General features: G+C 50.6%; 18 protein-coding genes and 5 tRNA genes. 4 read left to right on the plus strand and 19 right to left on the minus strand.

The window, feature by feature from the left end:
• Nucleotides 1-110: 110 nt before the first annotated feature.
• The 11 genes from BM159_RS06510 to BM159_RS06560 form a co-directional block, all read right to left on the minus strand.
• Nucleotides 111-2795: a homocysteine S-methyltransferase family protein gene (locus tag BM159_RS06510; protein WP_245763665.1), complete on the minus strand. Its 2685-nt coding sequence runs from the start codon at nt 2793-2795 to the stop codon at nt 111-113.
• Between the two features lie 3 nt (nt 2796-2798).
• Nucleotides 2799-3449: a vitamin B12 dependent-methionine synthase activation domain-containing protein gene (locus BM159_RS06515; protein WP_093913448.1), complete on the minus strand. Its 651-nt coding sequence runs from the start codon at nt 3447-3449 to the stop codon at nt 2799-2801.
• 263 nt (nt 3450-3712) lie between these two features.
• Nucleotides 3713-4573, minus strand: a complete 861-nt coding sequence (locus tag BM159_RS06520) for a methylenetetrahydrofolate reductase (protein WP_093913449.1) — start codon at nt 4571-4573, stop codon at nt 3713-3715.
• A 271-nt stretch (nt 4574-4844) separates the two neighbouring features.
• Nucleotides 4845-5291, minus strand: coding sequence for a DUF340 domain-containing protein (locus BM159_RS06525; RefSeq protein WP_093913450.1), 447 nt, complete (start codon nt 5289-5291; stop codon nt 4845-4847).
• Nucleotides 5288-6118, minus strand: a complete 831-nt coding sequence (locus BM159_RS06530) for a DUF3100 domain-containing protein (RefSeq protein WP_093729117.1) — start codon at nt 6116-6118, stop codon at nt 5288-5290. Before BM159_RS06530 ends, BM159_RS06525 begins: the two co-directional genes overlap by 4 nt.
• Nucleotides 6119-6316: 198 nt before the next feature.
• Nucleotides 6317-7627, minus strand: a complete 1311-nt coding sequence (locus BM159_RS06535) for an amidohydrolase (protein WP_093913451.1) — start codon at nt 7625-7627, stop codon at nt 6317-6319.
• A gap of 99 nt (nt 7628-7726) precedes the next feature.
• Complete coding sequence (locus BM159_RS06540) at nt 7727-8593, minus strand: hypothetical protein (protein ID WP_177205945.1); 867 nt, start codon at nt 8591-8593, stop codon at nt 7727-7729.
• Nucleotides 8594-8839: 246 nt separating this feature from the next.
• Nucleotides 8840-8915: transfer RNA gene (locus BM159_RS06545), tRNA-Val, on the minus strand.
• An 11-nt stretch (nt 8916-8926) separates the two neighbouring features.
• Nucleotides 8927-9001: transfer RNA gene (locus tag BM159_RS06550), tRNA-Glu, on the minus strand.
• A gap of 4 nt (nt 9002-9005) precedes the next feature.
• Nucleotides 9006-9080, minus strand: a tRNA-Asn gene (locus BM159_RS06555).
• Between the two features lie 72 nt (nt 9081-9152).
• Nucleotides 9153-9623 (minus strand): NanQ anomerase/TabA/YiaL family protein, encoded by a 471-nt coding sequence (locus tag BM159_RS06560; RefSeq protein ID WP_177205946.1) that lies wholly within the window; start codon nt 9621-9623, stop codon nt 9153-9155.
• 115 nt (nt 9624-9738) lie between these two features.
• On the opposite strand from BM159_RS06560, the gene BM159_RS06565 reads away from it, so the two are divergent.
• The gene (locus BM159_RS06565; protein WP_093913454.1) at nt 9739-11295 is read left to right on the plus strand and encodes an ABC-F family ATP-binding cassette domain-containing protein; all 1557 of its coding nucleotides are present in this window, start codon (nt 9739-9741) and stop codon (nt 11293-11295) included.
• Nucleotides 11296-11356: 61 nt separating this feature from the next.
• On the opposite strand, the gene BM159_RS06570 is transcribed toward BM159_RS06565, so the two are convergent.
• The 7 genes from BM159_RS06570 to BM159_RS06600 all read right to left on the minus strand — a co-directional run bounded on the left by BM159_RS06570 (nt 11357) and on the right by BM159_RS06600 (nt 17235).
• Nucleotides 11357-11737 (minus strand): desulfoferrodoxin family protein, encoded by a 381-nt coding sequence (locus BM159_RS06570; protein ID WP_093913455.1) that lies wholly within the window; start codon nt 11735-11737, stop codon nt 11357-11359.
• A 162-nt stretch (nt 11738-11899) separates the two neighbouring features.
• Complete coding sequence (locus tag BM159_RS06575; protein WP_093913456.1) at nt 11900-13345, minus strand: lipase family protein; 1446 nt, start codon at nt 13343-13345, stop codon at nt 11900-11902.
• Nucleotides 13346-13570: 225 nt separating this feature from the next.
• The gene (locus BM159_RS06580) at nt 13571-13771 is read right to left on the minus strand and encodes a cold shock domain-containing protein (protein ID WP_093729110.1); all 201 of its coding nucleotides are present in this window, start codon (nt 13769-13771) and stop codon (nt 13571-13573) included.
• 122 nt (nt 13772-13893) lie between these two features.
• Nucleotides 13894-14364 carry a peptidylprolyl isomerase gene (locus tag BM159_RS06585; RefSeq protein WP_093913457.1) on the minus strand — a complete coding sequence of 157 codons (471 nt, stop codon included), beginning with the start codon at nt 14362-14364 and terminating at the stop codon, nt 13894-13896.
• Nucleotides 14365-14383: 19 nt separating this feature from the next.
• Nucleotides 14384-15283, minus strand: coding sequence for a hypothetical protein (locus BM159_RS06590; RefSeq protein ID WP_093913458.1), 900 nt, complete (start codon nt 15281-15283; stop codon nt 14384-14386).
• A 122-nt stretch (nt 15284-15405) separates the two neighbouring features.
• Nucleotides 15406-15960, minus strand: coding sequence for a gamma carbonic anhydrase family protein (locus BM159_RS06595; RefSeq protein ID WP_093913459.1), 555 nt, complete (start codon nt 15958-15960; stop codon nt 15406-15408).
• A gap of 51 nt (nt 15961-16011) precedes the next feature.
• A complete protein-coding gene (locus BM159_RS06600; protein WP_093913460.1) occupies nt 16012-17235 on the minus strand; it encodes an MFS transporter in 1224 nt (407 codons plus the stop codon).
• A gap of 208 nt (nt 17236-17443) precedes the next feature.
• Here BM159_RS06600 and BM159_RS06605 point away from each other — a divergent pair, with 208 nt between their 5' ends.
• The 3 genes from BM159_RS06605 (at nt 17444) to BM159_RS06615 (ending at nt 18875) form a co-directional block, all read left to right on the plus strand.
• A complete protein-coding gene (locus tag BM159_RS06605; protein WP_093913461.1) occupies nt 17444-18562 on the plus strand; it encodes a glycosyl hydrolase family 18 protein in 1119 nt (372 codons plus the stop codon).
• A 55-nt stretch (nt 18563-18617) separates the two neighbouring features.
• Nucleotides 18618-18703 (plus strand) — tRNA-Leu (locus tag BM159_RS06610).
• A gap of 85 nt (nt 18704-18788) precedes the next feature.
• Nucleotides 18789-18875: transfer RNA gene (locus tag BM159_RS06615), tRNA-Leu, on the plus strand.
• A gap of 133 nt (nt 18876-19008) precedes the next feature.
• Here BM159_RS06615 and BM159_RS06620 read toward each other — a convergent pair.
• Nucleotides 19009-20727 (minus strand): carbon starvation CstA family protein, encoded by a 1719-nt coding sequence (locus BM159_RS06620; protein ID WP_093913462.1) that lies wholly within the window; start codon nt 20725-20727, stop codon nt 19009-19011.
• Nucleotides 20728-20756 lie beyond the last annotated feature (29 nt).

The raw sequence follows: 20756 nt of genomic DNA on the forward strand, positions 1-20756 counted from the left end.
AACAACAGCAGGATATGTTTTTCCTGCTGTTGTTTTACATGGATCAATAATGAAATTATTGGTAAAAACGATTGACCGGTGGAAACCTGTTTTAAAAATAAAGCTCTTTTCTATTCGCCCTTTCCTTTAAACAGTTGGTTCGCATAATCCACAGCCGCTACGGCGTCCGGGGCGTAACCGTCCGCACCGATGGTGTCCGCGTATTCCTGTGTCATGACAGCGCCGCCCACCAGGATTTTTGTACGGGTCTTTCTGCGCAACGCCTGGATAGTGTCTTCCATGGCGGCTACGGTAGTGGTCATGAGAGCGGTGAGGCCCACCAGTTTTGCGTGATGCTTTTCTACGGCTTCCACCACGGATTCGGCAGGCACATCTTTGCCCAGGTCCACCACATGGTACCCGTAGTTTTCCCACAGCACTTTGACAATATTTTTGCCGATATCATGAATGTCGCCTTTGACTACAGCCAGTACGATGGTGTCGCCCGAAGAGGCGTCGGCGCCGGAACCATTTCCTTCTGCGGATGCTGCTGTGTTGTTCTGCGCAGCAGTTCCCTGCATCTGCTTTTTGATTTCGTCAAAGGCTGCTTTGGCCGCGTCCGCCGCCATCAACAGCTGGGGCAGGAACAGTGTCTTTTTGCCAAACCCTTCCCCTACCGTATTCAGCGCCGGAATAATAAACTGATTGATGACTTCCAGCGGCGCTTTCTGTTCTTCCAGCAGTTTTTTCGTGGCAATGCCGCTCTGCTCCACCAGGCCTTTTACGATGGCGTCGTACAGGGTGTACTCCGACACCTTCACGGCCGTTTTATGCTGGGGCGCGTCCGCATACCGGGCCACAAATTCCTTGCAGCCTTCGTCGGCCCCGCTTAAGGCACAATACGCGTGATAGGCTTCCAGCATACGCCCGCTCTGGGGGTTCATAATGGCGGAGGACAGCCCCGCCGCCAGGGACATGGCAAAAAACGCACTGTTCACCGCGTCCCGGTTGGGCAGGCCAAACGAAATATTGGACACGCCCATCACCGTATGGATACCTTTTGCTTTCAGGGCTTGAATCACTGCCAGGTCAATGGCAGGATTGCGGCTGTCGGTGCTCACGGTCAGGGCCAGGGGATCGATAATAATATTTTTTGCTTTGATGCCGTACTGTGCTGCTGTTTTGATAATTTTTTCCGCAATGGCCAGACGTCCTTCTGCTGTATCCGGGATGCCTTTTTCATCCAGGCACAGACCTACCACGGCTGCACCGTACTTCTTCGCCAGCGGGAACACGTTGTCCATGGATTCCTGTTTGCCGTTGACAGAGTTCAGCAACGGTTTACCGTTGTACAGGCGCAGGGCTTTCTCCATGGCTTCATAATGGGAAGTGTCAATTTCCAGCGGAACGGAAGTAACGGCCTGCAAGGCAGTCACTGCATTGCATAATGTTTCTGTTTCATTCAGGCCCGGCAGTCCGGTGTTCACATCCAGAATGTGGGCTCCATTGTCCAATTGTTCCAGTCCCAGGCGGCAGACATAGTCCATGTCCCCGTTGCGCAATGCTTCTTTTAATAAGGGCTTGCCTGTAGGATTGATCCGTTCCCCGATAAGGACAGGCTTTTTACCGAAATACACCGGCGCGCCGTAACCGGCAACAGCGGTAATGGAACTGCATTTTTCTTTCTTATTATTCTTATATGCCGGTGAAACGGTACTTTCGTTTGAAGCCGCTGCAACATCATCTGCAATGATTATTTTTGCTTCTTCACCATCTGTAATTTTTATTTCTGAAACAGCATGCAGGGGCATTGGCTTCAGACCCTTGGTCCGCTCTGCAACCAGACGGATATAATCCGGATTCGTACCACAGCACCCGCCTAATACGGCGCCGCCTTCCCGGTACACGTCCAGCATGTAATCCGCAAACTCTTCCGGGCCGGTAGTGAATACTGTTCTTCCATCCTTTTCCACCGGCAGCCCCGCATTGGGGTTGGCAATGAGAGGCAGATCCGTAACTCGGCGGGCACGGGGCAGCAGTCTGGCTACCAGGTCCGGTCCCAACCCGCAGTTGAAACCCACGGCGTCCACGCCTAACCCTTCCGCCATCAGCACCGCCGTTTCCACATCCGCCCCGTTCAGCAGCTTGCCGTCCCTGTCAAAGGTAAATGTCACGAAGACAGGCAGGTCACTGTTCTCTTTTGCCGCAAGTATGGCGGGTTTGGCTTCGTAACTGTCGCTCATGGTTTCTACCAGAACCAGGTCGGCATTGGCCTTCACCCCGGCACGGACCTGTTCCGCATACAGGGCTACAGCCTCTTCGAACTGCAGATCTCCGTAAGGCGCCAGCAGTTTACCCGTGGGCCCCAGGTCCAGCGCCACAAACTGTTTTTTCAAATCCAGAGCCACGAACTGTTTGTCTTGCGGTTTTGAAACAGCGAATTCTTCACCTGAGTCAGAGCAGACAGCACCTGCTTGTTCCCTGGCTACAACAGTCTGATTCCTTCTCCTGTCGTTGCACTCTTCGGACACCCTGGTAAAGGCAGCTCTTGCATTTTTAAAAGCCGCCAGCACCACGTCCTCTACAGAATACCCGGAGCCCTGCATTTTTAACGCGTTGGCGCCAAAGGTGTTGGATTTTAAAATGTTGGCTCCGGCCCTTACGTAACTGGCATGAATCTCTGCCACCACATCACCGTGAGTGATGTTCCACACCTCCGGCAGTTCCCCGGGTTTCAGCCCGGCCGCCTGCAGGCGCGTTCCCATGGCCCCGTCAAAATATAAAATTTCTTTTCCTAAAAAATCAAGGATAGACATTTTTCATTCCTTCTGTCTGAATTCACAGTCTGTTTTATTACAATACTGGCATTTATGATTTTCCCGTATTGCATCTTCCGTAATTGCCATCACCGCCGTCACAGATTTCACCGGCGCCATCATGCAGCTTTCCGTCAATGTGAGACCGATAGTGTGGGCACAGTCCAGTACCGGGAACAAAATTTTCTGTTCCTCCAACGCCCAGTCCCCATAACCGGGAGAGAAACGCCACTTTAGTTTCTTTCCTTCCGGCAACTGCTTCTGCAGTTCCGCGCAGCAATCATCACAGTAGGTTTCAATCAGCGCCGCCGCCACAGCCTGACCGGCCCCGGCCTCCGCCACACTGGTCAGCGCCATCCGCCGCAGCGCAATATCTACACGGCTCCCTAACGTCGCCCCAAACAGAAACAGTTCCGTTGCCTCCCCCACATACCGGGCCAGCGCCTTACTGCGGAACACCGTGCTGTTGTCCAACCACACAGACTCTGCGTCTGCCCTGCAGCCAAAACGCTTTACAGTGTATCTAGGCTGCAATTCATTGCGCAGTTTTTCATACGCAACATCAATAGCAGCCCCAGCCTGCGCATCACCCGACTGTGCACGGAAATAACGAAGCGCTTCTTTTTTATTAAAAATAATAGTATCGTTTGACATAGTATTAATAGTGTACTGCAATTCATGGTATGCCCCAGCGGGGGCTTTTGAATAAGCGAAGCGTGCACCCGCAGGGCGCGAGGATCTGTTCACTAAGGAAGGTCAAACAGGACACGCAACAATACTATACACATAACAACGCGACGCGGGTTAAGCCCGAAGCGTTAGCGGAGCGCTATGAAGAAACCACCGCTGGGGCCCTGTCATAAAATAGCAATCGTTGACGTGTTTGCGATGTCTTTTCCTAACAAAACAATTATAGATTATTTTACGATACAGGAAAGATTCTGCAATATCCCGCCAATAATCTCCGGCCGGTTCATCGTATAAATGTGCACATCCATGAATCCGTTAGCCAGCAGGTCCAGCACCTGAGCTGTGGCGTAATTGATCCCCGCCTGCTTCATGGCCTCCGGATCGTCCCCGTACTTTTCCACAATGGCCCGGAAACGCAACGGCAGCTTGGTACCGCTCAGCTTACAGATATGCTGAATCTGCTTCGCATTGGTAACAGGCATCACCCCGGGCACCACCGGCACCGTAATTCCGTGTGCCAGCAGCCGGTACATATAATTGTACATCACATCATTGTCGAAGAACATCTGGGTCACCAGAAACTCCACACCGCTGTCCACTTTTATTTTCAGTTTTTCTATATCATCATTGAGACCGGCGCTTTCCGGATGACCTTCCGGGTAGCAGGCGCCGCCCACACAAAAATCACCAAAAGATTTGATTTTCTTTGCCAGATCACTGGCATGCTGATACTCCGCATGCTCCAGCGATGTCCCTTCCGGCAGGTCTCCCCGCAGCGCCAGGACGTTATCAATCCCCTTTGCCTGCAACTGCTTCAGCATCGCTTCGATTCCCTGATCATCCGCATTGATGCAGGTAAAATGCGCCATGGAAGGAATGCCGCATTTGTGCACCTCTGCCGCTACAGCCACTGCTTCCCCGGCATTGGACCCGCCGGCCCCGTAGGTCACGCTGATAAAAGAAGGCTTCTGTTCCGCAATGGTATCTACAATTTCCAGCGCATTCGCCAGCTGACTCCCCTGTTTGGGCGGAAACAGTTCGCAGGACACGCCCGGTTTGCTTCCTTTTAAAAGATTGATGATTTTCATAGAAACGCCCCTCTCCTTAAAGAACTGCTCAAAAGATTTCTTCACAGTTCCTGCTCATAGTTTACCAATGATATTATCACAATTTTAGCAGAAACCTTTCAATTTTTCGAACAACTTAGAAAGATATTTTTCTAAAAGTTAAATTTACAATTGAACTGTATCAAATATAACACCTTTCAGAAATAATAAAAGCGCCGGACTTATCGTTTTCAAAATTTCTTTGTAATGAAAACGGTTCAGTCCGGCACTCACATTCGGTACACGCAAACTGTTAAATCTGTCCAATCGCTTTCAGGATCAGCTGGGCGATGATAGCGGAACCGATATAGGTACCTACGAATACCACGCAACTTACCACAACGATACGCCAGCTGCTTTCCGCAAATACGTCAAGATCTTTGCAAATCGCCACACCGGCATAGGCCAGAATGGGGGTACAGAGCTGCATAAAACCAACCTTGGATACCGCTGCCGAGATGGCGGCCGCGCAAGGCACTCCGGGAACGGTCAGGATACAGCCGATGGTTACCACGTAAGCAACGCCGGGGATGCCGCCGGGAATCACTTTGCCCAGCCAGATGCCCACAAAAGCCAGGGCAATCAGGAACAGCATGCCGGGAATGGCTTCCACAAAACCGTTTTTCGTTCCCACTACGTTAGCAATTAATGAAAGGAAGCCGCAAATCAATAAAACACCTAAGGTTTCACTCATCTTCATTTTGCTTCACCTTCCTTTCCTTCTTCCAGATTCTTAATCACAGGGGGTTCCGGATCCACGCCGTATTTCATGCGGTAGGATTTTCTGTACAGCCATTCCGCGAAAGGCAGGGCCATCCAGATACTCATGTACAGGCCGTCCAGACCGGACAGCATGTTGGAGGCGGCGCCGAACGCCGCAATCTGGTCTGCCATCTGGGGGAACATGGCGGACAGGGAACCTACGGCTGCAGTCATCATACTGGCAGAGCCTACGCCGGCAGCCATAGCCAGGGCATAGGGATGGAACGGCAGGTACGCCGCCGCCAGGCTGGCCATCAGACCGAAGAAGATGGTACCGATAACCGTGCCGCAGATGTAAACGCCCATAACGCCGCGGCCTTCCGGGCCGTCCAGACCGAACCGTTCGCCGATAAGGGCTACGTTCGGTTCACGGGCTACGGAGTGGGCAGCGCCGATGGCTTCCCGCTTCAGCCCTACAAACACTGCCAGGGGAACACCGATGATGATGGTGCCCAGGTTACCGAATTCCTGCAGGATCAGTGCAGGAGAAGCCGCCAGGATCTTCGGCAGGCTCGGACCTACCAAGGTACCGTACCGGGCCATCAGCAGCATCAGGGTAACGCCTAACAGCGAGCTGGCTGTTTTGACATTCTTTTCAGAGGAGATTTTCGTAAACCGGGGCGCTGTCGCTACGCCCATCAGCAACGCATACATCATGGGCAGCAGCACGATTTTGCCGACGCCCACCGTGATGGAAATGTTGCCGATTTTTTCCGCCACAACGATCAGGATGAGAACGATGAGATGGAGACGGAAATCTTTCATTTCACTCACTTCCTTAAAAATAATATTTATAATTGCAGAGAAACTGAAAATTAAATGATAATAACACAATGAATTTTGCTTCTCTGAAATTATTTTGGAAAAACTTTTTACGTATTGTACTTTATAAAATATTTGTTGCCGTGCAATGCGCTTTCAACTATGCTTAACAAATGTTTCAGGCGTGTCGCATCCGCAACCTTATTTAGAAAAATAAGAATCGCACTTGGCAATGTATTCTTCTTTGGTCAGCAGCGGTTTGTTATCCGCAAGGATCTTTTTCGCGCAAGCCGCGTCATCGTACAACAGGTCCACGATCATGCGGGCAAAGGCTTTGGCCGGAGTGATCACCGCCGCGTCAAAATCCGTCACGGTAAAGTCTTTGGTATGGAGCGCTCCGTCCGTACCGCCGATGAACGGATGGATGGCCGGCATGAGATGGGACACATCCCCCATGTCAGTTGACGCACTGAAGTGACCGGAGTCCACGATCTCCGTTTCCGGAGAGAACTCTTTCACGTTTGCCACGAACAGGTCATTCATCTCTTTGCAGCAGTGCAGGGGCAGCATGCCCGGCAGAGTTTCCACAATAGTTTGGGCGCCTACGGCGTCGCCGCCGGCTTTCAGGGCCGCGTCCACCCGTTTATGGGTATTGTCAATGGCTTCCATGGTAGCGGCACGCACATACAGTTCCATGCGCACATCCGCGGGCACGTTGTTCACCAGGTCGCCGCCTTTGGTGATGATGGGGTGCACCCGGATGATGTCCTGCTCGCGGAAAGTTTCCCGCAGGGCGTTGATACCCATGAGACCCAGGCAGGCCGCGTTCAGAGCATTGATGCCTTCGTGGGGGGCATTAGCTGCGTGGGCAGACTTGCCGATATACTGCACGGTCTTGCCTACAAACCCGTTGCTGGAACTGCCGATGGCCACCGCCTTCTGGGGCATATTGGCCTGGGAGTGCATCATCATGGCCATGTCAATGTCGTCGAAGTGGCCTTCGTAAATAAGCTGGCCCTTGCCGCAGATATAATGCAGTTTCCCCTGCTCCCGCAGGCTCTTCCGGTAGGTAATCTCCACATATTCTTCTGCCGGAACGGAGAAGAACACGGCATCACCTGCCAGTTCCTTCATGACACCGGATTTGATGATACCGGTGCAGGCCGCCAGCATGACAGAAGTCTGGAGGAAATGGCCGCAGGTGTGGGCCGCTCCGGTAAGGGGATCCGCTTTGGGACTGTCCGGGGTGCCGATGGCATCCAGTTCCGCCAGTACCGCCACGGAAGGTCCGGGCTTACCGCCTTTGACCCGGCTTTTGACACCGGTGAGGGCCAGACCGGTCTGAGGATCCAGACCTAAGGAACGCATATAGTCTTCTACTTTTTTTGCCGTTTTGGTTTCCTTAAAGCCAAGCTCCGGTTCGCTTTCAATGCACAGGGCCAGTTTTTCTATGTCAGCCTTTGCCGCATCGATAGCACTGCAGACCGCAGCTTTCAACGCTTCTTTATCCATGGGAATCAGCTCCTTTGAATTATGATTCAATCCGTGTTAACCCGTACAGCCGTTCTCTTTGTACAGCGGTTTTCTTCGGAATCGTTTCTCCGTACAACATTACAGCCTGATCAGATCCGCAAAATCATTCAGAGAAATGTCAAACACTTCCATTTGTCTGGTCTCGGATTGCCGGTTTACATCAGACTGATTTGAGCCATCAGTAACGTTTGTCTCCGGACTCTCTTCAGTTTTTGCCGAATCTCCGCCAACAGGTGCCGGTTTCGCTCCGGACGTTTCTGAATATAGAATGATACCCAGATTATAATGATTGTCCACATAGAAATTTTCCTGACCGGTGATGGAAACCGGAGCAGGTTCCGGAACATTCTTTCCCTTAATATGTCTGATGAGGCGGGCCCTGCCCTTCTGCTGATACCCGATAAGTGTCTGTAAGCGGGCAGCGTAATCTGCTTCAGCATCAAACAACTCTTTCAGTTCCATTAAATGCCCGTCTTTCAAATCAAAATTCATCGCTTTCCAGACTATCACATTCGCAGAACCGCCCGTATACGTTTTCGTTTTAAGAATCACAGAATAAAATGTATCTTTTGCAGTCTTGACTTCATATTCATTTTGTACATACCAGGAAGCTGTCACTCTTCCCTCTGTATTCTTATCAACAATCTTCTTGTCCGTATATTTTACCAGATCCGCATTATAATGCAGCATGTCGTTTAATTCACGGGGTTCCGGGTGGGTACTTTCAAAGGCTTCTGTTTCCTGCCGGGACAACACCTGCTTCATCTGTGAATTCACATACGACAACACGGCCCGGTTCACCATGTTATCGATTTGCTTTCCCCCAGTAGAACCGGAAATATACGGCACCGCTACATTGACAATTCCCGACCTTGTCCGGTTCTCTTTCACCGAAAGTTCCGCTGCAAAAGCAGGAAATGCCATAAAAACAAATATTGCAACCATGGATAACAACGCAGTAATTCTTTTTGCCGGTAACATTTCAACACCCTTTCACAAATCCGTATGGCAAACCCGTATGAACCATTAAGTATAATCACGAACCCTATTCAACTTTATCACTATATGACCTGTTTTGTTTTAAATTATAACATAAAGCGGGCGCAAAATAAATTCTCAATGCAATGTATACATTCTTCTGCAAAAACAAAAAAGACAGGTTGCCACCTGTCCCGCGTTTTTGTCTTAAATTGGTGGGCGCTAACGGGATCGAACCGCTGACATTCTGCTTGTAAGGCAGACGCTCTCCCAGCTGAGCTAAGCGCCCAAAAAAAAATATGGTGACCGGTAGCGGATTCGAACCGCTGATACCGCCGTGAAAGGGCGGTGTCTTAACCGCTTGACCAACCGGCCACGTTGGCTCCACCAGTAGGGCTCGAACCTACAACCCTTCGGTTAACAGCCGAATGCTCTACCATTGAGCTATGGTGGAATTAGCTTGCAGTCTCAACGACTACGTGAGTTATATTACCACAATCACAAGACCTTGTCAATAACTTTTTTATTAATTTTCTGCCAGCACTTTCACCACTATTTTCTGCACGTTGCAACCCCCGTGTACTGCATGGCATCCGGGACGGTGCAGCTCCCAGGGAAAGAAGATGGCAAAGACGCCGTCGCCCAGAGTGACGCTGTCCCTTTCTCCCGCATCCGCGTAAAAGAGAAGATCGCGTTCTGCAGCGTAATCCTCTATGACTTTGTGTGTATCTGCTTTGGCAGTGTAATATATTTTTTCCGTACCTTCCCCCAGATACTGTACATCAATGTAAGCAACGTGGCTTTCCGGTTTTTTGCTGTCTTTTGCCTCTGTGGTATAACGGTTTATTTGGACAAAAACCTTATCCCCATCCAGATCATATTTCCCGTTTTCAACATTTGTAAAGTCTGTTTCCACAATATACCGCAGCGCCTTTCCCAACCGTTCGGATACATAAGGCAAAAGTTTCGCAATGTCCTTTTTGTTACCAGCAATCATGGTGATTCCTCCTGTCTTTGTTTTTTCTATTTTACCACAAAATTTTTCTGTACAAAAGCTATCTATATAGGATAGAATAAGCATATATTTTTTAGAGCAACTACAGGAGACGCAAATGAGCTTTTTAACCGTTAGTCACGTAAGCCATTCTTTCGGCGGGAGGCAGATTCTGGAAGATGTTTCCTTCAAACTGGAAAAAGGGGAACACATCGGCCTGGTAGGCGCCAATGGGGAAGGCAAATCTACTTTCTTTAATCTGATCACCAACAACCTGCTTCCTGACGACGGCCAGATCACCTGGCCCGGCAAGATCAAGGTAGGCTATCTGGATCAGATGAGCAGCCTGGAAAACGGCAAGACCATCCGGGACGTGCTCCGCACGGCTTTCAACGAAGATTTTGCCGCCGAGCAGGAAATGTTGGAGCTGTACGACAAAATGGCAGAGGCAGATGAAGATACCATGAACAAAATGCTGGTCCGGGTAGGTGAGATTCAGAGCCGCCTGGAGCACAGCGGTTTTTACTCCCTGGACAGCCAGATCGAAGACTTTGCCAACGGTCTGGGCCTGGGAGATATCGGTCTGGACAGGGATGTAGCGGATCTTTCCGGCGGACAGCGCAACAAGGTACTGCTGGCCAAGCTGCTGTTGCAGGATTCAGATATTCTGCTGCTGGACGAACCCACCAATTATCTGGATGTGGAGCACATCCGCTGGCTGACCCGCTTCCTGCAGAATTACGAAAACGCTTTCATCCTCATCTCCCATGACGTAACCTTTTTAAATGATGTAGCCAACGTAATTTATCATCTGGAAGGTTGTCAGCTGACCCGTTACACCGGTAACTACGACAAATTCCAGGAACTGTACCAGATCCACAAGGCCCAGCTTGAGGCCGCCTACGTGCGGCAGCAGCAGGAAGTGGCGAAACTGGAAGATTTCATTGCCCGGAACAAGGCAAGAGTAGCTACCACCGGCATGGCCCGCAGCCGCCAGCGCCAGCTGGACAAGATGGAGATGATTGAGAAGCCCACAGAACGGCCTAAGCCTCACTTCCGTTTCCAGTCTGGCCGGACTCCCGGGCGCTTTCTGGCAGAAGCGGAAAATCTGGTGCTGGGTTACGACAGCGCCCTGACCCGTCCGGTTTCCTTTAAGCTGGAACGCAACAAAAAAGTCGCGGTGCGGGGCGTCAACGGATTGGGCAAGACCACTCTGCTGAAAACCATCCTGGGCATGATTCCTCCCTATGCCGGAACGATACGCCAGGGAGATTTTCTGCAGCCCGGTTACTTTGAGCAGGAAGAACGTGTCAAAAACGAAAAGACCGCTTTGGAAGACGTGTGGGATGCCTATCCCGGCCTGACCAATGCGGAAGTCCGCGCCGCTCTGGCAGGCTGTGGCCTGACCAACGAACACATCACCACCAAGGTCTTCGTGCTCAGCGGCGGTGAAGCAGCCAAAGTGCGGCTCTGCAAACTGATGTTACAGGAAGTCAACTGGCTGGTGCTGGACGAACCCACCAATCATCTGGATGTAGAAGCCAAAGAGGAACTGAAAAAAGCTATTATCGAATTCAAAGGTTCCGTACTGCTTGTTTCCCACGAACCGGAATTCTATGAAGACTGGGTCGACGAGGTCTGGAACATAGAAGACTGGACAACAAAGATTATATAATGATATTATTTGTATTCCTAAAAGAAAAAAGCGCCGAAACGGCGCTTTTTATTTTATTTTCTTACAGTTCCGTCACCCACAGACCGTGAAGATTGCAGTACGCAAACACGGCCACCGGTTTGTCCCCGTCTACAAGGGCAAACTGTGCTTCGGGTTTGTCATCAATAGTGAGAGCCCGGCGCTGCCCGCCCTTCTGGGTCTGCAGATATATCCAGCTGATATGATGGGCCGCCGTCATGGGATGCTCCGCGCTGCCGATCTTAACCGAAACAATCGATTCCGCTACGCTTACTACCGGCACATGTTTTTCCCGGGATGCGTCTACACTGTTGGCGCGCATCATTTCCAAAGGCTCGCCGTCGCAGGTTACCCCTGCCAGGGATCCTTCCACAAGTCCTACGATCACACCACACTTGCGGCAACTGTAAAATCTCGAATCCATAGCAATCCCTCCTCAACAAAAATTGTTAACATATCAAGAACTATTCTTATTTAATGATTAAAAGTATTATACACCATAGTCCGTATATATGTCTAATAAATTTGTGGAGACGTTGCTTCCAAACCTTTTCTCCCCGTCTCTGATCAAATGCAGACAGTATTATTATTCCGCTTCGTTCCTTAGCCAGGGCATCTGCCGCAGCAACTCCGTCTTCTGTACGCCGATCACTTCCATGGCCGCCAGGATATTGCCCGCCAGGGGTGAAGTCCTTCTTGATGCAGTATCGGCAAGCAATACATTGCCATTTTTATCCGATACGGTCTGCTCCACCGTCAGAAACCAGTTATTATTATTCTGATTGGTCACAGCATCAAATTTTACCTGCAGCAGATAGTCTGCTGCCTGCGTATGCATGGCCTCATACGGATCCTGCGGAGATCTCACCACAACATAATTGGGGAACAGGGCTTTATACTCATTCAGGATAAACCGTTCCAGCAGTTCCATGGCAGTTTTTACATCCTTATGGCTGCCCTTTTTTCCCGGTTTGTCGCCTTCCACAAACAGCAACACCGTGGGCTTGTCCGCTGCATTGCGCTCCATATCCGGTTCTTTCTGTATGATTCCCTGTTTTACCGATGCGTCAAAAACAGTGTAATAATTTTTCAGGCCTGCATCCAGATAAAGATGCAGGAAATGGTTCATATTGTTGAAAGTTCTGGGAATCCGGAAACGGACCTCCTTCCCAAACTGCTTATAGTTACGCAGCACTGCCTGCAGCGTAAGAGGCACGGGATCCTCCGAATTTGTAACACGGGTCAGGTCAAGACGTACCCCATACATTTGGGCAAATGGTGTGTTGCCTACCGCCGGTGCACCGAAGGTAATGACCTGCAGTCTGTTCGGATCGAAACCGAAATCAATGAGCCGCTGCCCTACAAGGGTGGCTACCGCACCGCCCAGGCTGTGCCCGGTCAGCAGCAGACGCGCATCCTTTTCTTTACGGTACCGTTCCAGAAACTCATAGGAATCGGAAGTCAGCAGCATACGCAAAGTCAGGTCTGAATAGCTGTTAAACCCTTTGTGCACTCTGGGGGGCCTGGCAAAACCGGCACTTTTCGCTGCAGCCCGGATCGCATCCCGTTCCTCGCTTCCGCCAACCCGGGAACCTGATATCTTTTCCGACTCCTCCAGCGTTTTACCGCCATAGACCACCTGCCCTGTTACGAAATCGGCAGCCCAGTCTTTTTTATCCGCGCTGCCCCGGAAGGATATCACATACAACGGTTTTCCGTCAGCCATGATACCCTTGCCTGTAATAAAATGTACCGTTGTCTTGCCGTCCGTAATCCGGTTAGGTTCAAACTCCCAGCCGTGGCTTTTCAGATACACGGCCTCGATCCCGTCATCCGGCGCATAAGCTGCCGAAGAAGCAATCAGAGAAAAAAGAGTCCAGTAGGCTCTGTTATATTCTGTTTTCTGCTGCAGTACCGATTTCCTGTCTTCCGGTGAATACCCGAGGCTGCCCCGCGGTATTTCCGCCGACACGGAGAGGCCGGCAGAGAACGCCGTCAGAAAGACCATCACTGTCAGGATAATTATTTTCATACAATCCCCTCTTAACAAACTTCAAATAAGACTGCCGTTTCCCTGTTGCTGTAAAACAGACGCGAAAGCGGTACGCCGGGTCTGCTCACAAGGTTGCCGGCAGGAACCGGCTGATATCCCCTATAATACCTATGGCAATTAATTAACAAAAAAGGACACTCCCTTTTCAGGAATGCCCTTTGGTTCAAGCGCATGGATCTGTAGAACAGATTTTGGAAAAACAGATTATTTTACAGGACGAACGTTAGCTGCCTGTTCGCCGCGGCTGCCTTCAACCACATCGAACTCAACAGTCTGGCCGTCTTCCAGAGTTTTGTAGCCTTCAACCTGAATGGCAGAGAAATGTACGAATACATCGCCGCCGTCTTCACGTTCAATAAAACCATAACCTTTTTCTGCATTAAACCATTTAACTTTGCCTGTCATCTTGCGGGCCTCCTAAAATAATACTTTGTCGGCAATATAGCACTTTCACCAACGTTCATATTATATGACAAAGCTGACAAATATGCAAGCAAATATTTGCAGAAAATTATAGTTTTTTAATATTATTCTGTCAATACTTCCACCTTTTCCATTACGACCGGATCCAGAGGCCTGTCCTGAAAGTTAGTAGCTACAGAACCGATTTCCCGCACCACATCCATGCCTTTCACAATCTTGCCGAAAATAGCATGATGCCCGTTGAGCCAGGGAGTCGGAGCCAGCGTAATGAAAAACTGGCTTCCGCCGGTATTGGGTCCTGCATTCGCCATAGAAAGGATGCCTTCACTGTCGTGTGCCAACCCTTCGCCGAATTCGTCTTTAATCCGGTATCCGGGACCGCCGCGGCCGGTACCGGTAGGGTCGCCGCCCTGAATCATAAAACCGTCGATGACCCGATGGAAGATAATGCCGTCATAAAAACCTTTTTCTGTTAGTTCAATAAAATTTTTAGTGGTCTGGGGCGCTTTTTCCTCAAACATCTGAGCCACAAACACGCCTTTGTTGGTGGTAAACTGGATTTTTCTTTCTGCCATGTGAATATCTCCTTGTGTTTTATTGCTTTCCTTCTTCTTCCTGCTTTTTCTTCAGCAGGTACAACAACAAATAAAGTCCCGTGCCTATAGCTGTTCCGATGCAGGGCAGGAAAATAATTCCGGCCGCGTTGCCACCAAAATAAATCAGAAGTCCTGTAGCCAACAGGAACACAGCCTGGGCACATTGGAGCCGGGTTTTAACCAGGTAGCGGTTATGCCGGTCATCCCGGGCCTTACTGAATCCGGCCGCAGTAAGCTGGGGCAGGAACAGGATGAAGGCAACGCCCATCAAATACAAATAGGTGGCTGACAACACCGGGATTTCCGGGTTGCGGCCTGTAATCGCGCAAATGGCAAAGGCGATACCGGCCAGGTACAGACTGCGGAAATAGCCTTCTTTAATCTGGCTTTCCAGAACATAACATATACCCGTAATGACCGGGAACAACCAGTAACCGATATGTGCCATCCAGAACGCTGCGCCTATAATGATGGCGTTATCCCCGATGCGATGCCGTGAACCGGAGGTACGGTTAAACATACGGCAGATGAACAGCATCCACAACAGAGCCACAACGCCATTGATGTCCACGCCAAAATACGCTTCCAGCCCCAGAGTAATCAAGGCCCCCAGCAGGGCACCAAACTCCCGTCCCGGTTCCGGGTCAGCTTCCCTGCCGATAAGGTAGGCAAAGAAAAAGCCTGCAGCATAGCTGACACCGTCCAGCAGGACGCTGCCTGTCCCACTCCCTGTAACCTGGCGGAAGATCAGCAGGACGATTGTGGCGACCAGAGAGCCCATTATCGTAATCCGGTTAAACCTGTCATCAAAATCAAAAGGCCTTCCCAAACCGAAATTTTCATTGGAAGCGTCTTCCGTCCGTACCGTCTTTGCAAATTTATTTTCCCTTTTAGCCATAATAACTTAACAACAATCTCCTTAAACTCTGCAAAATGCAACCGGGGGCCCTGCAGAGGCAGCATTACCCGTGCTTTTATTCGCTCAGGCAATCTCATCCCCATTCCGGACCACGGGGCAGATCAGTCCATAATCTTTTCGCCGTGATAGGACTCCCCGTCCGCATCCGGCAGGATGCCGTAACCTTCCGTCCACAGGGTTTTATACTTGATAGCCTGGCTGTGAATGGTCTTCATATTAGTTTCCGGCAGCTTCTTGATGCATTTTGCGGGGATGCCCGCCATCAGGGAATAGGGTTCAACAATAGTACCTTTGGTTACCACGGCGCCTGCCGCGATGACACTGCCGGTACCGACTACGCAACCGTCCAGTACCACCGACCCCATACCGATGAGCACATGGTCTTCAATGGTGCAGGCGTGCAGAGTAGCACAATGGCCAACCGTCACATAATCCCCGACGATGCAGGCATAGCGGTCTGCCACATGGAGGCAGCTGTTATCCTGGATGTTGGAATAACGGCCGATTTCAATGCGGTTTACGTCACCGCGCACCGTGCAGTTGGGCCATACGCTGGCAAACTCTTTCATCTTGACCATGCCGATGACATCCGCGCTTTCAAACACATGGGCCTTCGGATCTACATCCGGGCTGATTCCTTTAAATTTTCTTAACATGAGAAAGACCTCCTGACTTTAATTAGCAAATTTATTTAACACACATATAAATCACATGGTTTTCCGCAGCCGGGTTCTCACCGTATAGAGGGCGGCCGACAGAAGGATTACGCCCGTAGTAAACAATACGAATTTCGTTGGCATGTGATCACCCAGAAAACCGCCCAGCAAGGGGCCCACCACACCGCCGAACTGCTGGGCCGAAGTGGTAAGGCCGAAGGCTTTGCCCCGCATTTCCGGAGGTGTCACCTCCACCAGCGTGGAATTAATGTTAGGCACCGCACCGGACAGGAACAGTCCATAGATAAACTGAATGACCGCAAACTCCCAGATGTTACCTACAAAAACCTGGCAGAGATTCACACTGCCTGCACAGAACAGGACAAGACACAGAGTTCTTACAAAGCCCTTGCGCTGCCCGCGCTTTCCCCAATAGGGAGCGGCAATTATTCCGGCAATACCGGCCAGGGAAAATATCCAGCCGCTCATGGTGACAGAAGCGTCTCCCGCGCCGCCCATCAGCTTTTCCACATAGAGAGTAATCAACGGCTGGATTGTCATGATACAGGTCTGCACAAGGAAAAACATGAACATGACATACAGGAGACCGCGATTTTGCAGGGCCAGCCTAAGATCCCGGACGACATGCATATCCTGATGACTTGTTTCTTTACTGATGGGGATATCCCTGACAAAGAAGATGACCATCATTGTAACAAGAAACAGACAACCGGAACCTACGAAGAAGGACGTCCGCATACCGAACCAGACGGACAGATAGCCGCCCAGCAGCGGCCCCAGGATGTTTCCGCTGGCAAGGGCCGCCTGCATCCAGCCCATGCCCCAGCCCAGTTTTTCTCTGGGAAGAGTGGAAGACACCAAAGACATGGATGCCGGCACAAAGCCACTGATCAGCCCGGTCAGGATACGCACAGCCAGCATCTGGGGAGCCGTCTGGACAATTGCGCCCAGCATATAGGTCACAGCCAGACCGAATCCCGCCCGGATTGCCATTTTACGCTGGCCTACCCGGTCCGCCAAGGCACCCCAGTACGGCGCCATGAACGTCGCTCCCAGAAACGTGACCGCATACACCAGACCGGCCCAAAGATTCAACTGGTCCGACGGTACATGCAGTTCTTTCTGTAAATAAACAGGCAAAAACGGAATACAGGCAGTAAAACTTGCACAGGCGAGAAACACACCTGCCCACAGCACGACCAGGTTCTTTTTCCAATTCACCGAGCCGCTTCCGTGCTCATCCAGCAAAAACATTCAAATCACCGCCGTATTCGTCTTAACATTATAACATAAGAATTTTTGAATTTAAACACCTGCACACGGAATTCGTTTTTTTGATATAATATATTTGATACAGTATAATTGATTAGTTAAAAAGGAAATACTTCGCAGGGCCGTACATGGCTGCCCTTGTCTTTCCTTTACTGCATCATTTCATATTGATAATAATGGAGAAACTGTTATGAATAAAATATTTACTCACGCTCTCATTACACTTCTGGCGCTTGGATGCCTGACTTCTTCTGGTTGCACCAAAAGCAAAGAGGAGCCAAAACCTGTGCCCAAACCCCCACTACCCTATAAGATTAACCTGGTATGGCAGCACGAACACAAACCGGAAGTGGATTTGTCTGTTTTAGACAAAGTGCCCGGCGTCAACGTGGTTTCCCCCTGCTGGTACGAAATAGAAAATGATTTCGGAAAAATCAAAGACAAAAGCGTGGAGGGCTACGTGGAACGGGCTCACGCCAAAGGCTACCAGGTGTGGCCGTTAATCACCAACGGATTCAAACCGGACCGCACCAAAAAACTGTTAGATGACGAAAACGCTAAAAAGTATGTCATCGAACAGCTGCGCCAGCAGTATCAGAAGCATAAGTTCGACGGCATCAATCTGGACTTTGAGCATATTTACGAAGCGGATAAGGACCGCATCACGGAATTTGTGAAACAGATACGCAAAGCTACCCGGCAGGACAATCTGATCCTAAGCATGGACGTGACCGTGCCCAAAGGCAGCCCCAACTGGTCTTTATGCTTTGACAGAAAAGCGCTGGCGGAGCATCTGGATTACATGATGGTCATGGCTTATGACCAGTATTCAGGCAGCAGCCCCGAAGCAGGTCCTACCGCCGGTTACGACTGGGTGGAGCGGGGTATTAAAAACACGCTGGAGGAAGTGCCTTCCCAGAAAGTAGTGCTGGGCATGCCCCTGTACATGAGGCTGTGGCACTACGATAAAGACAAAAAACGTTTCTATGCCAAGACTCTTACCATGGAAGGAGCAGAAAAAATCATAAAAGAAAAAAACAGCGACGAGACCTTCCGCTGCCGCTGGCTGGATAAAGAAAAAGTGACCTACTATTCTTACATGGAAGACGACGTGCCCTACTCCTTCTGGCAGGAAAACAAGACCAGCCTGGAGCACAAGGCAGGGTTGCTAAAACAGTATGAACTGGCAGGCCTGGCTACATGGCGCTACGGCTTCGAAAAGCCGGAAGTCTGGCCCATGCTGGAAGAGAAACTGAAAGAAGCAGAGTCGGTTAAAGAAAACGCAAACCGTCAGGAAGAGAAAAAATGATTGACGAACCGCGTCAAGTGTGCTAATATGATTTTATTGCAAATCATTGTTTCATGCGGTTGTGGTGGAACGGCAGACACGCCACTTTGAGGGGGTGGTGAGGGAAACCTCGTATGGGTTCAAATCCCATCAACCGCACCATAATATTTGATTGCAAAAAAAGTTCTTGACAAAAAACAGAATCCGTTGTATATTATACAAGCGTTCTGAAATATGTCAGAAATATGCGGTAGTGGCGGAACGGCAGACGCGCTAGCCTCAGGAGCTAGTGGGGGTTGACCCCGTGGAGGTTCAAATCCTCTCTACCGCACCAACTTAAAAATACAGGCGGGTGTCCTTAAAAAAGGGCATCCGTTTTTTCATTGCCGTTAATACTTCAAGGATAAAAAAAGAGATGCTTTTTTATAAAAGCATCTCTTTCGAATCGGTATTATATTGTTTTACGATTATCTCTTCGCAATCTCTTTCGGATGTGCAATGGTCTGGTAGCCTTCAATCGCCAGTACAAAGGCCAGCAGCACCAGCAGGGTACCGATACCCGCCTGTGCGTAAGGACCCCAGTGGGCAGCGCCTTTGGCAATGATGCCCAGCTGGTTTTTGATGGTCAGGATCAAAGAGCAGATAGTTACGATCAGCATAAAGGTCATGGGGAACAGGAACATCTTGTTGTTCTTGCCCGCATTGCCCAGCCAGGTAGCAACCGCCAGCAGACCAATACCGGCCAGCAGCTGGTTGGCAGCGCCGAACAGACCCCAGATCTTGGCAAAGCCGTTGAGGCCTAACAGAACGCCAAGCACAACGGTAAGGATCGTAGCAAAATAAGGATTTACCATAAACTTACGGAAACCGTCTTTCACGTCATGTACAGTCTCGCCGGGTTCCAGCCAGAATTCCTGGAACATGAAGCGGGCCAGACGGGTAGCCGTATCCAGAGAAGTCAGACAGAAAGCGGAATAAGTCAGCACCAGCAGGGTGTAGAAGGATGTTTCCATGCCTTCCAGACCAGGGATGGCAGCAACCATGGCAGCAATGCCGCCGGCAAAAATATCCGTAGCGCCTTTAGTATGACCGGTGGTCCGGGCATAAGCGATAGCGCAGACGGTGATGATGGCCAGTACGCATTCCAGCAGCATGCCGCCGTAAGCGATTGGCTTCGCGTCGCTTTCCTTATCCAGCTGTTTGGAGGTGGTGCCGGAGGAAACCAGGGAATGGAAACCGGAAATGGCGCCGCAGGCTACGGTGGTAAACAGAATCGGGAACAGCAACTGTACGCCGTTGCCGTTGTCAACCGCGAAACCGGTTACAGCCGGGAACAGTTTCGGATCGATATTGGGATGAGCGCCTACAATGCCGACGATGGCTACGATCAGCATCGCGTACAGCAGGAAGGAGCTCAGGTAGTCACGGGGCTGCAACAGGATCCAGACCGGGGTTACAGAAGCAATGGTGATATAAACACCGATAATCCACATCCAGGTGCCGGTAGTGAAGTAGAACGGATGGAAGTTCATGCCGATGGCCATGCAGAGCACGATGGCAATGACACCCAGAATGGAAGAAGTCACCATGGACGCATGACGGCGGTATACGGCAACACCGAAAACAATGGCAATCAGGATGAACATGATAGATACCATGGCCACGGATGCGTTGGTCGCGCTGGCCTTGTAGTCAATAGCGCCATTCACGACTTTGGCGCCAAAGGTGGAAGCCACGATGGCCGCAAAGGCCGCTACAACCAGGATCAGTGTCAGGTACGAGAAAATAATGAAAAGACGTTTTGCCCGACGGGACATATTGGCGGAAATAACTTCGCCGATGGACTGGCCTTTATGCCGTACGGACGCGAACAGGGCGCCGAAGTCATGGACGCCGCCGAAGAAGACACCGCCGACCAGAATCCACAGGGTCACGGGCAGCCAGCCGAACATAGCCGCGCCGATAGGGCCTGTAATAGGACCTGCGCCGGCAATGGACGAAAAATGATGCCCCATCAGTACGGGTGCTTTAGCGGGAACATAGTCGACGCCGTCTTCCAACGCATGGGCCGGTGTCGGGATGTCCCCTTCCCCTACGCCCCACTGTTTGACCAGCCAGCCGCCATACATGACGTAGCCGCAGAACAGCACAGCAACGGAGATGAGAAGTAATACCAGTGTGTTCAAAATAATTCCTCCCTTACTTTGTTTGCGGG

The sequence above is a fragment of the Succiniclasticum ruminis DSM 9236 genome (assembly GCF_900112895.1).
In the GTDB taxonomy this organism is placed as follows: domain Bacteria; phylum Bacillota; class Negativicutes; order Acidaminococcales; family Acidaminococcaceae; genus Succiniclasticum; species Succiniclasticum ruminis.

What these genes read in the sequence shown, in the direction of transcription:
- BM159_RS06510 (WP_245763665.1), bottom strand. Translation starts at nt 2,795, where the DNA reads ATGTCTATCCTTGATTTTTTAGGAAAAGAAATTTTATATTTTGACGGG.
- BM159_RS06515 (WP_093913448.1), bottom strand. Translation starts at nt 3,449, where the DNA reads ATGTCAAACGATACTATTATTTTTAATAAAAAAGAAGCGCTTCGTTAT.
- BM159_RS06520 (WP_093913449.1), bottom strand. Translation starts at nt 4,573, where the DNA reads ATGAAAATCATCAATCTTTTAAAAGGAAGCAAACCGGGCGTGTCCTGC.
- BM159_RS06525 (WP_093913450.1), bottom strand. Translation starts at nt 5,291, where the DNA reads ATGAAGATGAGTGAAACCTTAGGTGTTTTATTGATTTGCGGCTTCCTT.
- BM159_RS06530 (WP_093729117.1), bottom strand. Translation starts at nt 6,118, where the DNA reads ATGAAAGATTTCCGTCTCCATCTCATCGTTCTCATCCTGATCGTTGTG.
- BM159_RS06535 (WP_093913451.1), bottom strand. Translation starts at nt 7,627, where the DNA reads ATGGATAAAGAAGCGTTGAAAGCTGCGGTCTGCAGTGCTATCGATGCG.
- BM159_RS06540 (WP_177205945.1), bottom strand. Translation starts at nt 8,593, where the DNA reads ATGGTTGCAATATTTGTTTTTATGGCATTTCCTGCTTTTGCAGCGGAA.
- BM159_RS06560 (WP_177205946.1), bottom strand. Translation starts at nt 9,623, where the DNA reads ATGATTGCTGGTAACAAAAAGGACATTGCGAAACTTTTGCCTTATGTA.
- BM159_RS06565 (WP_093913454.1), top strand. Translation starts at nt 9,739, where the DNA reads ATGAGCTTTTTAACCGTTAGTCACGTAAGCCATTCTTTCGGCGGGAGG.
- BM159_RS06570 (WP_093913455.1), bottom strand. Translation starts at nt 11,737, where the DNA reads ATGGATTCGAGATTTTACAGTTGCCGCAAGTGTGGTGTGATCGTAGGA.
- BM159_RS06575 (WP_093913456.1), bottom strand. Translation starts at nt 13,345, where the DNA reads ATGAAAATAATTATCCTGACAGTGATGGTCTTTCTGACGGCGTTCTCT.
- BM159_RS06580 (WP_093729110.1), bottom strand. Translation starts at nt 13,771, where the DNA reads ATGACAGGCAAAGTTAAATGGTTTAATGCAGAAAAAGGTTATGGTTTT.
- BM159_RS06585 (WP_093913457.1), bottom strand. Translation starts at nt 14,364, where the DNA reads ATGGCAGAAAGAAAAATCCAGTTTACCACCAACAAAGGCGTGTTTGTG.
- BM159_RS06590 (WP_093913458.1), bottom strand. Translation starts at nt 15,283, where the DNA reads ATGGCTAAAAGGGAAAATAAATTTGCAAAGACGGTACGGACGGAAGAC.
- BM159_RS06595 (WP_093913459.1), bottom strand. Translation starts at nt 15,960, where the DNA reads ATGTTAAGAAAATTTAAAGGAATCAGCCCGGATGTAGATCCGAAGGCC.
- BM159_RS06600 (WP_093913460.1), bottom strand. Translation starts at nt 17,235, where the DNA reads ATGTTTTTGCTGGATGAGCACGGAAGCGGCTCGGTGAATTGGAAAAAG.
- BM159_RS06605 (WP_093913461.1), top strand. Translation starts at nt 17,444, where the DNA reads ATGAATAAAATATTTACTCACGCTCTCATTACACTTCTGGCGCTTGGA.